Source organism: Antarctobacter sediminis (assembly GCF_019218285.1).
GTDB classification, from domain to species: Bacteria; Pseudomonadota; Alphaproteobacteria; order Rhodobacterales; family Rhodobacteraceae; genus Antarctobacter; species Antarctobacter sediminis.
Window position 1 is genome coordinate 382,730 of the sequence record NZ_JAHUZG010000001.1, and the last position, 13,882, is coordinate 396,611.

General features: G+C 64.1%; 12 protein-coding genes and 1 riboswitch. Of the genes, 11 read left to right on the forward strand and 1 reads right to left on the reverse strand.

The window, feature by feature from the left end; genetic code table 11:
* Positions 1-10 precede the first annotated feature (10 nt).
* Both KJP30_RS01885 and KJP30_RS01890 read left to right on the forward strand, forming a co-directional pair.
* Positions 11-1,168: an efflux RND transporter periplasmic adaptor subunit gene (locus KJP30_RS01885; RefSeq protein ID WP_218447281.1), complete on the forward strand. Its 1,158-nt coding sequence runs from the start codon at positions 11-13 to the stop codon at positions 1,166-1,168.
* Positions 1,165-4,296 carry an efflux RND transporter permease subunit gene (locus tag KJP30_RS01890; RefSeq protein ID WP_218447282.1) on the forward strand — a complete coding sequence of 1,044 codons (3,132 nt, stop codon included), beginning with the start codon at positions 1,165-1,167 and terminating at the stop codon, positions 4,294-4,296. The genes KJP30_RS01885 and KJP30_RS01890 overlap by 4 nt, the downstream gene beginning before the upstream one ends.
* Before the next feature lie 23 nt (positions 4,297-4,319).
* Here the strand turns inward: KJP30_RS01890 and KJP30_RS01895 are convergent, their stop codons facing one another.
* Positions 4,320-4,622: a DUF2218 domain-containing protein gene (locus KJP30_RS01895; RefSeq protein ID WP_218447283.1), complete on the reverse strand. Its 303-nt coding sequence runs from the start codon at positions 4,620-4,622 to the stop codon at positions 4,320-4,322.
* Between the two features lie 238 nt (positions 4,623-4,860).
* On the opposite strand from KJP30_RS01895, the gene KJP30_RS01900 reads away from it, so the two are divergent.
* The 9 genes from KJP30_RS01900 (at position 4,861) to KJP30_RS01940 (ending at position 13,728) form a co-directional block, all read left to right on the forward strand.
* On the forward strand, positions 4,861-5,952 hold the full coding sequence (locus tag KJP30_RS01900; protein WP_218447284.1) for a CobW family GTP-binding protein: 1,092 nt from the start codon (positions 4,861-4,863) through the stop codon (positions 5,950-5,952).
* On the forward strand, positions 5,949-7,160 hold the full coding sequence (locus KJP30_RS01905) for a GTP-binding protein (RefSeq protein ID WP_218447285.1): 1,212 nt from the start codon (positions 5,949-5,951) through the stop codon (positions 7,158-7,160). Before KJP30_RS01900 ends, KJP30_RS01905 begins: the two co-directional genes overlap by 4 nt.
* Positions 7,157-7,792: a DUF1826 domain-containing protein gene (locus KJP30_RS01910; RefSeq protein WP_343222730.1), complete on the forward strand. Its 636-nt coding sequence runs from the start codon at positions 7,157-7,159 to the stop codon at positions 7,790-7,792. The genes KJP30_RS01905 and KJP30_RS01910 overlap by 4 nt, the downstream gene beginning before the upstream one ends.
* The gene (locus tag KJP30_RS01915; protein WP_218447286.1) at positions 7,792-8,463 is read left to right on the forward strand and encodes a DUF1007 family protein; all 672 of its coding nucleotides are present in this window, start codon (positions 7,792-7,794) and stop codon (positions 8,461-8,463) included. The genes KJP30_RS01910 and KJP30_RS01915 overlap by 1 nt, the downstream gene beginning before the upstream one ends.
* Entirely contained in the window at positions 8,451-9,350 is a 900-nt protein-coding gene (locus KJP30_RS01920; RefSeq protein WP_218447287.1) for a nickel/cobalt transporter, read from the forward strand. The genes KJP30_RS01915 and KJP30_RS01920 overlap by 13 nt, the downstream gene beginning before the upstream one ends.
* Before the next feature lie 102 nt (positions 9,351-9,452).
* Positions 9,453-9,655, forward strand: a riboswitch (cobalamin riboswitch).
* Between the two features lie 99 nt (positions 9,656-9,754).
* On the forward strand, positions 9,755-10,813 hold the full coding sequence (locus KJP30_RS01925; RefSeq protein ID WP_218447288.1) for an LLM class flavin-dependent oxidoreductase: 1,059 nt from the start codon (positions 9,755-9,757) through the stop codon (positions 10,811-10,813).
* Between the two features lie 3 nt (positions 10,814-10,816).
* A complete protein-coding gene (locus KJP30_RS01930) occupies positions 10,817-11,791 on the forward strand; it encodes an ABC transporter substrate-binding protein (protein ID WP_218447289.1) in 975 nt (324 codons plus the stop codon).
* 9 nt (positions 11,792-11,800) lie between these two features.
* On the forward strand, positions 11,801-12,961 hold the full coding sequence (locus KJP30_RS01935) for a FecCD family ABC transporter permease (protein ID WP_218447290.1): 1,161 nt from the start codon (positions 11,801-11,803) through the stop codon (positions 12,959-12,961).
* Positions 12,958-13,728 (forward strand): ABC transporter ATP-binding protein, encoded by a 771-nt coding sequence (locus tag KJP30_RS01940; protein ID WP_218447291.1) that lies wholly within the window; start codon positions 12,958-12,960, stop codon positions 13,726-13,728. Before KJP30_RS01935 ends, KJP30_RS01940 begins: the two co-directional genes overlap by 4 nt.
* Positions 13,729-13,882: the final 154 nt, after the last annotated feature.

The following is a 13,882-nucleotide window of genomic DNA, read 5'->3' on the forward strand; positions in this document are numbered from 1 at the left end:
CACTTTTGCAATGAACACATCTGAAGGCGAACAGGCACGGGTTCCGCTGACATTCACCGACGAGCCCGGGTCTTCGCGGTCGAAATGGGTTGCGGGTCTTTTGGGGCTGGGGTTGGTCGGCTGGATGGGCAGCGGGTTTATGTTGCCCGCACAGCCCAAGGCCGTTGCCGAACCGGTCCAGCCGGTCAAGGCCGTGGCGGTGGCCGTTCGTCTCAGCAAGGCGGAAAACGTGACCCGTGTCTTTACCGCCGAAGGGCAGGCGCAGCCAGACCGGCGCGCCACCCTGCGGGCCGAGACGGCGGGCCGCGTGGCGACTTTGGTCGCGGACAAGGGCGATTATCTGGAACAAGGCGATGTGATTGCGCGGCTAGGCACCCGCGAACAGGACGCCCGCGTGCAACAGGCCCGCGAAGAGGTGGCCCGCGCACGGCGCGAATTCGAAAACGCGCAAACGCTTTTGGAACGCGGCGCATCCACCGTCGACAGGGTGGCCGAGGCCCGTGCGGCGCTTGCCACCGCCGAAGCCCAGTTGACCGAAGCCGAAGAAGCCGCCGATGCCGCCGTGATCCGCGCGCCTTTTGCCGGGCGGCTGGACGCGCTGGACCTTGATGAAGGGGCCTATGTCTCGGCCGGGGCCGAAGTTGGCACCATGCTGGACACCGACCCGCTGACCGTCGTGATTCAGGTGCCGCAGCAATCGCTGGCCCGGATCGTCGAAGGGCAGGAGGCAACCGTCAGCTTTATCACCGGTGAGAGCCGCCTTGGCACCGTGACATATGTCAGCAAGGACGCCGCCTCGGAAACCCGCACTTTCCGGGCCGAGATTACCGTGCCCAATGCTGACGGACAGATCGCTTCGGGCTTGTCGGTGCAGGTGCAGATCCCGACCGGAGAGATGTCGGCGCATTTCGTGTCGCCCGCCATTTTGTCACTGGGTCCGGACGGGACTTTGGGGGTCAAGACCGTTGACGATCAGGACAAGGTTGTCTTTCACGAGGTTGCGCTGGAACGCGCCCAGACTGATGGCGTCTGGGTCAGCGGATTGCCCGAAACAGTGCGGGTCATCACCATCGGGCAGGGGTTTGTCCGTGACGGCGAACAGGTGGCTCCAAGAGACGAGGGAGAAACCATCGCCCCGGATGCTCAAGCCGCGAAGGTGGACCAATGAACAGCCTCATCGACGCTGCCTTCAGCCGCGCCCGCGTGGTGGTGATGCTGTTGGGCCTGATCCTTGCGGTCGGCGCGCTGACATACAGCGCCATTCCCAAGGAAAGCTCGCCCGAGGTGCCGATCCCCACGGTCTATGTTTCGACGGGGCTGGAAGGAATCGCACCCGAAGATGCCGAACGTCTGCTGATCGAGCCGCTGGAGACCGAGCTTGGCGCTCTCACCGGGTTGAAAAGCATGACGGCCACCGCCGCCGAGGGGCACGCCAGCGTTCAGCTGGAATTCGAACCGGGCTTTGATTCTGACGCGGCGCTGGACAAGGTGCGCGCGGCGGTGGACCGCGCCTCGAACGAATTGCCGGACGAGGCGACCGACCCGGTGGTGACAGAGATCAACACGGCCCTGTTTCCAATCCTTACGGTGATCTTGTCCGGTCCCGTGCCGGAACGCACGCTGAATGGTCTGGCCGATGACCTGAAGGACAGGCTGGAAAGCCTGTCCGGCGTGTTGGAAGTGGATGTGGGCGGCGAACGCTTCGAAATTCTTGAGGTACAGATCGACCCCACGGTTTTCGAAACCTACAACCTGTCGTTTGACGAACTGATCAGCCAGATCAACCGGAACAACCGTCTGATCGCCGCCGGCGCGATCGAAAACAGCGCCGGGCGGATCGTGCTGAAAGTTCCCGGCCTGATCGAGGATCTTGGCGATGTCATGGAACTGCCGGTCAAGGTGGATGGCGACACGGTCGTGACCTTTGCCGATGTCGCCACCGTGCGGCGGACCTTTGAGGACCCCACAGGCTTTGCCCGGATCAACGGTCAACCGGCGCTGGCACTGGAGATCAAGAAACGGTCGGGTGCGAACATCATCGAAACCGTCGCCGCCGTGCGTGCCGAGATCGAAAAAGCGCAGGCCGATTGGCCCAAGACCGTGCGTATCAATTACATGCAGGACGAAAGCGAACAGGTGCAGACCATGCTTTCGGACCTCGAGTCGAACGTCATCGCCGCCGTCCTTCTGGTGATGATCGTCATTGTCTGGGCGTTGGGTCTGCGGTCATCGATCCTTGTCGGACTGGCCATTCCCGGTGCCTTTCTTGCCGGGGTCGCGGCGCTGTATTTCATGGGCTACACCATGAATATCGTGGTCCTGTTCAGCCTGATCCTGGTCGTGGGGATGCTGGTGGACGGGGCCATCGTGACGGTGGAACTGGCGGACCGCTATCTGCACGAAGGCCGCTCGGCGCGCGAGGCCTATGCCATGGCGGCCAAGCGTATGTCATGGCCGATCATCGCCTCGACAGCCACGACGCTCAGCGTCTTTTTCCCGCTGCTGTTCTGGACCGGCATCGTGGGCGAGTTCATGAAGTTCCTGCCGATCACCGTGATCCTGACCTTGATCGCCTCGCTGTTCATGGCGCTGATCTTTATCCCCGTGGTCGGGGGGCTGATCGGCAAACGCCAGCCCCAGACCGCGACGCAGCAACGCCAGATCGCCGCCGCGGAACATGGCGATCCGCGTCAGATGAAAGGCGGCGCGGGCCTGTACGTGCGGGTGCTGGAATGGGCGATCCTGCGGCCGGGCCGCACGCTGATCTTTGCGATTTACGCGCTGGTTGCGGCGTTCCTTGCCTATGGGCAGTTCGGCACCGGGATCTCTTTCTTTCCGTCGGTCGAGCCGGACTTTGCGCAGGTCGAGGTGCGCGCCCGCGACAATTTCTCGATCTATGAACAGGATCGTTTGGTGCGCTGGGTCGAGGACAGGCTGCTGCAATACGACGAAGTCTCCAGCGTCTATGCCCGCACCGGATCCAGCCAGCAGGATGACGAAGAGGTGATCGGGCGGATTCAGCTTGAACTGACCGAATGGGACACGCGTCGCCCGGCGGTGCAGATCGCCGATCAGATCCGGCAGGACATGGCCGTGATCCCCGGCATCGACGTGCAGGTGCAGGTGCAGTCCGGTGGCCCGTCTTCGGGCAAACCTGTCAGCCTCGAGGTCGTGTCGCGTGACCGGGCAGCGCAGGCGGCAGCGGTCGAGGCCATCCGCGAACGGATGGATGTCATCGGCGGCTTTACCGATGTGACAGACACGCGCCCGCTGCCGGGCGTCGAATGGGAGATCAAGCTTGACCGCTCCGAGGCGGCGCGCTTTGGTGCCGATGTCACGCTGCTGGGGCAGGCGGTGCAACTGCTGACGCAGGGCATCACGGTTGCGGACTACCGCCCTGACGACGCCGAAGGACCGGTAGACATCCGCGTGCGTTTTCCGGCAGGCGAACGGACGCTGGCCGAACTGGAAAGCCTGCGCGTGCCGACCAGCGCCGGGCTTGTGCCGGTCACGAATTTCGTAAGTTTCGAACCGGCTCCGCGCAGCGGTACAATCAAGCGCATAGATCAGGAGAGGGTGACAACCATCGCCGCTAACGTGGCACCCGGCCTGCTGGTGAATGATCAGATCGTCGCCTTGCGTACCGCGCTGGAACAGATGGACCTGCCCGATGCCGTGTCATGGTCCTTTGCCGGCGAAGCCGAGGACCAGACCGATGCCATGACCTTTCTGATCGGGGCCTTCGCTGCGGCCATCGGATTGATGATCGTGATCCTCGTGATCCAGTTCAACAGCTTCTACCAAGCCTTCGTGGTGATGAGCGCGATCATCTTTTCCATCGCGGGCGTGCTGTTGGGTTTGATTGTGACCGGGCGGCCCTTTGGCGTGGTCATGGGCGGGATCGGTGTGATCGCCCTTGCCGGGATCGTGGTGAACAACAACATCGTACTGATCGACACGTTCAACGATCTCAAACGCGCTGGAATGACCCCGCTAGAGGCCGTTCTGCGCACCGGGGCCCAGCGTCTGCGGCCGGTGATCCTGACCTCCGTGACCACGGCGCTTGGCCTTATGCCCATGGTGATCGGGATCAACATCGACTTTTTCCGGCGCGAGATTGTCTATGGCGCTCCGTCGACACAATGGTGGACCGAACTCAGCGCCGCCATCGCGGGCGGCTTGATGGTCGCGACCCTGCTGACACTGATCGTCACTCCGGCGATGTTGATGCTGGGAGAGCGCATTGCAAACCGGCGCGCAGGCCGCCGCCGTCGACTCGATGGCGCGCAGGCCTGATCGGGCAGGCTGGCAACCGGTCCCTAGGCCGGTTGCCAGTTCATCGCGGTAAAGTCTTCGCAAAAGGCAAAGCGGGCGAGGTGGCTGTCGATGACATCCCGCGCCCGCTCCAGCGCCACGTCATCGGCGCCGCTGATCTCGACGCGCAGCAGGTCAGGCAACGCGGACATACGCGCGGGACCCGAGCCGAGCTGCGCCAGTCCCTGGGCGGCATCATAGTCGACCGTCACCCGGTGGGCGAAGTGTTTGCAGAGTTGCTGAAGGTACTTGCTGGCGTGTTCGGTTGCGAACTCGCCTGTTTGCGTCTTGAGAGGGGTGCTGGTCATCGCATAAATCCTGATTTATTTTGTCGGATATATGTGGTCGTCCGCGATGCGGCAAGGTTTTTCCCGGCACAGTTGTCGGGTTTCCAATGTTTCCCTCAGTCAAAGAGAACCGCTTGCATATGTAATGTTATAACATTACAAGCATTCGGCGAATACGAAGGAGAGCGGTCCCGATGACGAACCATGCTGGAAAATGGCGGCTGGCTGCAACGGCAATCTGCCTTGTCGGAGCAGGGCGATGAGCGATGCCCGTTTGCCGGTCACTCTGCTGACCGGTTTCCTTGGAGCCGGCAAGACCACGCTGTTGAACAGGCTGCTTTCAGACCCCGAATCCGGGCGCATTGCAGTGATCGTCAATGAATTTGGCGAGGCCGGTCTGGATCATGATCTGATCGAACGGTCGACCGAAGAGGTTATCCTGATGCAGTCCGGCTGCCTGTGCTGCACGGTCCGGGGCGATCTGGCGCAGACCATGGCAGGCCTGCTGACCCGTCGCGACAGCGGCGAACTGGATTTCGAGCGGGTGGTCATTGAAACGACGGGCCTTGCCGATCCGGGCCCCATTCTTCAGACGCTGTTGGTCGATCCCTTTCTGGCGCGCCGTACCCGCATGGACGGTGTCGTGACGGTGGTGGACGCGGCCAATGGCCCGGCCACACTGGACGCACAGTTCGAAGCAGTTTCCCAGGTGGCGATGGCCGATCTGATCGTGCTGGGAAAAACCGATCTGGTGATGCCGGAAAGGGTGATCCAGATTGAGGAACGGCTGCGCGCGCTGAACCCGACCGCGCGGATTCTGCACGCTCAACAGGGCAGGGTCACGACCCGGCAGATGTGGGGGCTGAGCGCCCTGCGGGCCGGGGCCGCACCAGACGAGGTTCTGGGCTGGACAACCGGACGGATGCCGCCCGCCGGCGATCCTCTGGCCAACCTGTCCGGCCTGGCCCCGGCTCGCGCGGCGGGGCCGGCGCTTTCACGGCATGATACCCGGATCGGGTCGGCCTCGATCATCCTCGACGAACCGCTGGCCGATGCGGTGTTCGACCATTGGCTGGACACGCTGGTCGCCCTGCGCGGCACCAATATCCTGCGGGTCAAGGGCATCGTCTTTCTCGAAGGTCTGGACGTGCCTTTCGTCTTTCACGGCGTGCAGCACATCTTTGATCCGCCGGTTCCCATGCGTGACTGGACCGGAACGGACCGGCGGTCGCGCATCGTTGTCATCGCCCGGGATATGACCCGACCCGAACTGCAACGCAGCCTCGACATGTTGCGCGCGACAGCCACGCGCGACGGGGGCGGCTTTACCAAAGAGGCTCTTGCCCAATGACCGATACGCGCCTTCCCGTCACCGTCCTGTCCGGCTTTCTCGGAGCGGGCAAGACCACCTTGCTGAACCGTGTTCTGAACAATCGCGATGGCCGCCGGGTGGCGGTGATCGTCAACGACATGTCCGAGGTCAATATCGACGCGGACCTCGTGCGTGCCGATACCGAGTTGTCGCGCACGGATGAAACGCTGGTTGAAATGTCGAACGGCTGTATCTGCTGCACGCTGCGAGACGACCTGCTGGACGAAGTGCGCCGCCTCGCGGGCGAGGGGCGCTTTGACTATTTGCTGATTGAATCCACCGGCATTTCCGAACCGCTGCCGGTGGCCGCGACCTTTGATTTTCGCGACGAAAACGGTGTCAGCCTGTCGGATGTCGCCCGCCTGGACACGATGGCGACGGTGGTCGACGCGGTGAACCTGTTGCGCGACTATTCCAGTCATGACTTCCTGCGGGATCGGGGCGAAACGCTGGGCGAGGAAGACGAGCGCACGCTGGTGCATCTGCTGACCGACCAGATCGAATTTGCCGATGTGGTGATCCTCAACAAGGTTTCCGCCGCCGAACCGCATCAGGTCGATGCCGCGCGCAAGATCATCCGCAGCCTGAACGCCGATGCCCGGATCATCGAAACCGATTTTTCGGATGTGCCCGCCGATGCCATCCTCGACACCGGGTTGTTCGATTTCGAAAAGGCGCACGAACACCCGATGTGGGCCAAGGAACTGTACGGCTTTGCCGATCATGTTCCCGAAACCGAGGAATACGGCGTCACCAGCCATGTCTACCGGGCGCGTCAGCCCTTTGTCCCGGAAAAGATCATGGAGTTGCTGAACGGCGATCTACCGGGAGTGATCCGCGCAAAGGGGCATTTCTGGATCGCCACGCGGCCGGACTGGGTTGCCGAGTTTTCGCTTGCGGGGGCGCTGTCGTCGGTTCAGCCGCTGGGGATCTGGTGGGCCACCGTCCCCGAAGACCGGCGTCCGGCCCATGCCAGCGCCCAGGCCTATATGCAGGCACACTGGCAGGAGCCTTGGGGCGACAGGCGGCAAGAGATCGTCTTTATCGGCAGCGGCATGGACTGGGCCATGCTGAAGGCACGGCTGGATGCGGCCCTGTTGCCCGCGACTGTTGCCGCAACCCCCGAGGATCTGCCGGATCTGCCGGATCCCTTTCCCGTCTGGCGCCGCGCCGAGGAGGCCGCGTGACCGCTTTGCCAGACACTTCTGCCCACATGGTGGGCGGGCTTGCGGTCGTGGACAGGCCCGAGGACCTGTCGGCAATCCGCGATGCCGCCTGTGCCGGGGCCATATGGCTTCGGCATCCTTTGCCCGATGTTCAGCGCTGGATCGACGGGCTGGACCCGGCCCATTTGCCCAGAACCCGCACGATCCTGCGCCCCGAGGCGGTGCGCGGCACGGTGGATCAGGTCTGTGACGCCGCCGGAACGCCGAACTGCGCCGAACGGGTCAGGCTGGTCGATGATATCGCCGCGCTGGCCGATATCTTCACCCGCGTGATGGGCGCGCGTTGGTTGCGCCTGCGCCTTGACGTTGTGGTCACAAATGCCTGTCGCAAGTTCCACATCGACGCGGTGATGGGGCGGCTTGTCTGCACCTATCGGGGCAGCGGCACGCAATACGGCTTTGTCCGTGAGGACAACGAGCCCGCCGAGATCTTTTCCGTGCCCACCGGATCGCCGGTCCTGTTGCGCGGGACGCTTTGGCCGGAACGCCCGGACGCGGGGTTGCGTCACCGGTCGCCCCCGATCGAAGGCAGCGGCGAAACCCGATTGGTGCTTGTGCTGGATCCCGTGAACGATCCCGAGGACGAGATCTGATGCCGCAGTCCCTGTCGCCGTTTCGTCGCATGGGGGCCGGTCTGGTTGCCGCCTGCCTCTGGACGGGCGGACCCGCCCCGGCGCATCCGCATGTCTTTGTCGATGGTGGCGTGGACTTCCTTCTGGGCGAGGGGCCAAGCTTGCAGGCGATCGAGATCACGTGGCTCTACGATGCCTTTGAAACGCTCTACATTCTCTCCTCCCATGGGTTGGAGTTGAATGCCAAGGGGGAACTGAGCGAGGACGACCGCCAAAAGCTGATCGCCTATCGCAGCCAATGGCCTGCGGATTTCGACGGCTCGGCGCATCTTGCCCTTGGCGGCCAGACCGTCGACTTGCAATGGCCAAGGGCGCTGGACGCGCGGTTGCGGGACGGCCGACTGGAAATCCGCTTTACCCGCGATCTTGAGGAACCGTTGGACCTGAGCGGGCGGACGTTGGACGTAGGGTTTTACGAATCCACCTATTTCTTTGCCTTCTCCGTCACCCAGCCGCCCCGGATCACCGGTACCACAAAGGGCTGTGACGCGCGTGTCGTTCCATTCAACGCCGATGCGGAAACCGCTGCCTTGAAGGCCACGCTCCGACAGTTGAGCCGCGAGGAAACCCCCGACATTGCCAATGTTGGCGCGTTGTTTGCCGACAGGATTGCACTGCAATGCGGATCCTGAGCGTATCCGCGTTGATCGTTGCGTTGGTGGTCGGGCTGTTTCTCAGCCTTGATCTGTCAACCGTAGCCGCTTGGGCGGTCGATCAGCAGCGCGGTTTCCAGAACCAGATGGCCGGGGCCATTCGGGCCTTGCGGGCCGATCAACCGGGCGCGTGGCTGGCGTTGATGGGGGCTGCCGGGGCCTATGGATTTGTCCACGCGGTCGGACCGGGTCATGGCAAGTACATGATCGGCGGTGTCGGGCTGGGATCAGCTGTCTCGGCGCCGCGCCTGTTGGGGATCGCGCTGGTGTCCAGTCTTGCGCAGGCGCTTTGGGCGGTCACGCTGGTTTATGGCGGGTTCTTCCTGCTCGAACTTACCGCGGCCCAGATGACCGTACTGGCCGAGGATGTCCTTGCCCCGGCCAGCTATCTGGCGATCTGCGCGGTGGGGGTGATCCTTGCGGGGCGGGGCCTGCGCCGTTTGGCCCGGCCCGTGGCACCTGTGGCTGCTGGGCACGCGGCGCATGACCACGAACACGGCCATGAATGCGCCTGTCACAGTCACGGCCCTTCACCTGAACAGGTGGCTGGCCTGCGGTCAATGCGCGAGGCAATGGCGCTGATTGCCAGCATTGCGATCCGCCCCTGTACCGGGGCGATCTTTCTACTGGTGATTGCCTGGCAGATGGACATCCGTACTGCGGGAGCGGCGGCTGTGGTGGTCATGGGGCTGGGCACTGCCGGACTGACCAGCCTTGTTGCAGTGTCGAGCGTTGCCGCACGCGGGCTAGCTTTTTCCTCGATGGGGCCGACCCGCGCACTTCCCTTGGTCTATGCGCTGGCACAGGTGAGCGCGGGTGCCGCGATCATCTGGATCAGTCTTGTGATGCTGCGGGTGGCGTTGTGACGGCCCGGCAGGGGGCAGCGGTGCGGCAGCACGAATCCTGCGCCACCGCGAAATCGCTGTCGGTCTTGCGAACCCGTCTTGCCGGGTCCGGCAATACCGGCTAGGCCTGTCGATGCTTTCGGTTCCGCGCCACGCGGATGAAATGGGAACACGGTGCGGCCCCTTGAACAGGGGCCAATGCCGAGGCTGCCCTCGCAACTGTAAGCGGCGAGCATGTCGCCCGATCCACTGGCCCATTGGCCGGGAAGGGGGCGCACTGCATCCGAGCCGCAAGCCAGGAGACCTGCCGCAAGCAACAACCAAACCGCCGGACGAGGTGTGCCGGCAAGGGGGAAACATGTATTCAGGCATCACGCCTGTTCGTCCTGCGCTTATTGTCGGCTCCGATGTCCGGGGGGCGCCCGGTGGCTGTTGAGGCCGCGCGCGGGCTGCGGTTCGATCTTGCGGGTTTTGCGCGCGATGGAGCGCTGGGGGATCATGGCGCGCTGATGCGGCTGGTCGAAACGGCCGATCAGCAGGGCTTTGGCGGGATCTGGTTCAACGAGTTTCACTTTCGCCGCACTGGTTTGCCTTATCCGCATACCCTGCTGCTAGGGGCCGAAATCCTTGCCCGGACCGAAAGGTTGCGGTTTGGCACCTCGGTGATGGTTCTGCCGCTGCATCATCCGCTGATGTTGGCCGAGCAGATCGCGCAACTGGATCACCAAAGCGCTGGCCGCGTGGATGTGGGGATCGGGCGCGGCACCGAACCGGCGACCTTCGACGCCCTTGGCATCGACCGGGCCGCGGCCCGGCCTCGCTTTGCCGAGGCGCTGGACATCATGTTGCGGGCCTGGACAACGGGGCGTGTCGCCTCGGATGGTCCGGAATGGGTCTTTGCAGAGACAGAGGTTGGCCCGCCGCCGGTGCAGCGCCCGCATCCGCCTGTTTTCGTGGCCGGTGTCTCGACCGAGACCGTGGCCATCGCGGCGCGTCTCCGGTTGCCCTTGCTGCTGAGCCTCGAGCCAAACGAGGCGCGACAGATTCCCGTGTTTCGGCAGGCGTTGCATGAGGCAGGCGCGGGGCCAGGGCCGATGGCGGCTTCGTCGCTGTCGCGCTACGTGCTGGTTGCGGCAAGCCGCGACACCGCCCTTGCGGCGCTGGACCGCCTGACCGAACGGCTGAATCGTCGCCGCGCCCAGCGGGCTGTGCAACAGGGGCAAAAGCCGCCCAAAACCCGCGACCGGGCCGAGATGCTGGCCGACTACGCCATTGCGGGCACGCCCCAAGATTGCTGTCGCCAGATCAAGGCGCTGATCGCCCGGACCGGTTGCTGCAACCTGCGCTGTCTCTTTGATGCCAATGGCCTGATCCCGCTGCCCGAGGCGCAGGCCGCCATGGCGTTGTTCTCGGCCGAGGTCATGCCGGCCTTTGCCGGATACGCCTTGCCACCCGTTCCCGGTTTTATGCCCGAAAGGACCTGACCCATGAAATCCGCCCTGTTCCTCTCTGCCGCGCTGCTTTTGGCGGCCCCGATGGCCTTGGCCGAAGAGCACTATCCCTACACCGATGAAAACTGCGGCGTGACGACGATTTACGAGGCCGCGCCCGAACGTGCCGTGACCCTGTCGAACAATGCCACCGAGATGATGTTGGCGCTGGGGTTGGAACGCCACATGGCGGGCACCTCCTACATGGCCAATCTTGCCATCAGCCCACGCTATGCCGAGGCCTATGCCTCGGTCCCGGTTCTGTCGCCCCTGGTGGCCACGACCGAACAACTGATCGATGTCGAGGCTGATTTCGTCTATGCGGGCTACCCCGACGGCTTCAGCGAGAAACGCCACACCCGCGACCAGTTGCATGACCTTGGGATGAAGACGCGGTTGAACACCGAGGGGTGCAACCTTGGCAAATATGGCTTCGACGAACTGTACGCCGAGATCCGCTCGCTGGCGGGCATCTTTGGCGTGCCCGAGCGCGGCGAGCACCTGATCGCAGGGATTTCTGCGCGGGTCGCAGAGGTGGAAGCGCGTCTTTCCGGGGTCGAACCGGTTCCCGTTTTCATCTTCAATGGCGGGCAGGATACCCCGCGCGCCGTTCTGGGCAACACCATGCTCAGCCATGTGGTCGCACGCGCCGGAGGCAGGAATATCCTTGGCCATGTGGACAACCGCTATGGCAGCACCTCGTGGGAGCAACTGGTGGCCGAGGCGCCGGAACACATCGTGGTCTTTTACTCGGGCACGGCCAGCGGCAAGGTGGTCGACGATCCCGACGCCGCCATCGGGCAGGCCCGGATCGCGAGCCTGCGGGCCAATCCGATCATCGCGCAGGTTCCTGCGGTGGCAAAAGGCAACTACGTGACCGTTTCCTCGGTCATCGGTCAGCCCGGACCCAGTTCGGTCGATGCCCTGGAAAAGCTGGCGCGGGCCTTTCACCCCGAGGCCTTTGCCGAGTAGGCGCCAGAGATGCGTGACGACATCGATCAAGAGGCCATAAGGCGCGCGGCGCTGTTGCAGGTCCTGCGCAGCCCGGCGCCCGACCGGCAAGACCGCTCGACAGCGGGGCGGGCGGCTGGCGTTCGGGCGGGCCATGGCCGGTTTCTTGCCGTCACCGGCGGTGTCGTCGCGTTGCTATCGGGATTGGCGCTGGCCGGGCTGATGATTGGGTCGGTCGCCATCCCGGCACCACAAGCGCTGGCCATACTGCTGCACTGGCTGTCGGCGGGCTGGTTGATAGAGCCGGACTGGCGCGCGGCGCATGAGATCATCATCGTGCAGACTCGCATCCCGCGGGTGATCCTTGCCGGCGTCGTCGGGGCCAGCCTTGGGGTGTCCGGGATGGTGATACAGGCCATCGTGCGCAATCCTCTGGCGGGTCCGTCGATCCTTGGCGTTTCTTCCGGGGCGGCTACCGGGGCAGTGGTGGTCATGCGCTTTGGTCTGGTGGTCGTGGGGGCCTTTACCTTGCATCTGGCGGCGTTCCTTGGCGGGTTGGCGGCGCTGATGACCGTGTTCTGGATCGCCCGGACCGGCGGCCAGATGACCCCGACGCGGCTGGTGCTGGCCGGTATCGCGCTTGGCGCGGTGCTCAGCGCGCTGACCAGTCTTCTGGTTCTGACCTCACCGGACCCGCAACTGGCGGCGCGGGTACTGTTCTGGACGCTCGGCGGCTTTGGCTCGGCCCAGTGGAAGCTCTTGCTCCTGCCGGTGATTGCCCTGACGCTGGGGCTGGCGGTGATGCTGGCGCAGTCGCGGCGCTTGAACCTGTTGATGGCGGGCGACGAAAGTGCCGTCGCGCTGGGGCTTGATGTCGAAAGTTTTCGCCGCAGGATGTTCCTGCTGACCGCCGCCTTGACCGGTGTCACCGTGGCCCTGTCCGGGGTGATCGGATTCGTCGGCCTGATCATGCCGCATATCGTGCGCCTGCTGGTGGGGGCGGACCACCGCCGGGCCTTGCCGCTGGTGGCGCTGGCGGGGGCAAGCTTTACGATCGCGGCCGATCTTGTGGCCCGTTCGATCATCGCGCCGATCGAACTGCCGGTTGGGATCGTCACCGCCCTTGTGGGGGGGCCGTTCTTTATCTGGTTGCTGCGCCGTGATGCCCGGCGGTTGGTGGGTACGGGATGATCCTGCCGGGACGCCTGAGGATCGAAAACCTCTGCCTGACCGCCGGTCGCGCGGCGCTGGTCCGCGATGTCAGCCTTGATGTTGCCCCGGGCGAAATGCTGGGCGTTCTTGGTCCGAACGGGGCGGGCAAATCCTCGCTCCTGCGCACGGTCTACCGGATGAGCCGTCCCGACAGCGGGCGCGTTCTGATAGATGACGAGGATGTCTGGCACAGGTCTTCTGCATGGGTTGCCCAGCGCGTCGGTGCCGTCCTGCAAGACATGCCGGCGGAGTTCCCGCTGACGGTGCGGGACGTGGTGGCCATGGGCCGGTCCGCGCACAAAGCGCTGTTGGCGGCGGATACAGCCCATGACATCGACCTGATTGATGCGGCGCTGGCCTTGCAACATCTGACCGATATGCAGGACCGCGCCTTTGGGACCTTGTCGGGCGGCGAACGCCAGCGCGTGCTATTGGCCCGGGCGCTGGTTCAGCAGCCACGGGTTCTGGTTCTGGACGAACCGACCAATCATCTCGACATTCGGTATCAACTGTCACTGCTGCGCTTCGTGCGCGAGATCGGCGTGACCGTGATCGCGGCCCTGCATGACCTCAACCTTGCGGCGATGTTCTGTGACCGGCTGTGCCTGATGGACAAGGGGCGCGTGTTGGCCACGGGGCGGCCCCATGAGGTTCTGACACAGGAAAACCTGTCGCGCGTCTATGGCATCGAAACCCTGATCCAGAGGCACCCGACCACGGGATCGGTCTGGGTCTTCCCTGTCTAGGTCGGTTTTGCCAGCCATGCCGGGCAAAGCCCGTCCAGAGGGGGATTTCCTGCGTCGCGCAGTTGCCATGTTGTAAAGACAGGGAAAAACCCCGCATATTGTGGGCCAAGGCCACGGTCCCGCACATCCGGCGGGCGGTGGCGTCACAGACCTT

Excerpts from the sequence above, each read along its gene's own strand:
- KJP30_RS01885 (WP_218447281.1), top strand. The coding sequence starts at position 11 with ATGAACACATCTGAAGGCGAACAGGCACGGGTTCCGCTGACATTCACC.
- KJP30_RS01890 (WP_218447282.1), top strand. The coding sequence starts at position 1,165 with ATGAACAGCCTCATCGACGCTGCCTTCAGCCGCGCCCGCGTGGTGGTG.
- KJP30_RS01895 (WP_218447283.1), bottom strand. The coding sequence starts at position 4,622 with ATGACCAGCACCCCTCTCAAGACGCAAACAGGCGAGTTCGCAACCGAA.
- KJP30_RS01900 (WP_218447284.1), top strand. The coding sequence starts at position 4,861 with ATGAGCGATGCCCGTTTGCCGGTCACTCTGCTGACCGGTTTCCTTGGA.
- KJP30_RS01905 (WP_218447285.1), top strand. The coding sequence starts at position 5,949 with ATGACCGATACGCGCCTTCCCGTCACCGTCCTGTCCGGCTTTCTCGGA.
- KJP30_RS01915 (WP_218447286.1), top strand. The coding sequence starts at position 7,792 with ATGCCGCAGTCCCTGTCGCCGTTTCGTCGCATGGGGGCCGGTCTGGTT.
- KJP30_RS01920 (WP_218447287.1), top strand. The coding sequence starts at position 8,451 with ATGCGGATCCTGAGCGTATCCGCGTTGATCGTTGCGTTGGTGGTCGGG.
- KJP30_RS01930 (WP_218447289.1), top strand. The coding sequence starts at position 10,817 with ATGAAATCCGCCCTGTTCCTCTCTGCCGCGCTGCTTTTGGCGGCCCCG.
- KJP30_RS01935 (WP_218447290.1), top strand. The coding sequence starts at position 11,801 with ATGCGTGACGACATCGATCAAGAGGCCATAAGGCGCGCGGCGCTGTTG.
- KJP30_RS01940 (WP_218447291.1), top strand. The coding sequence starts at position 12,958 with ATGATCCTGCCGGGACGCCTGAGGATCGAAAACCTCTGCCTGACCGCC.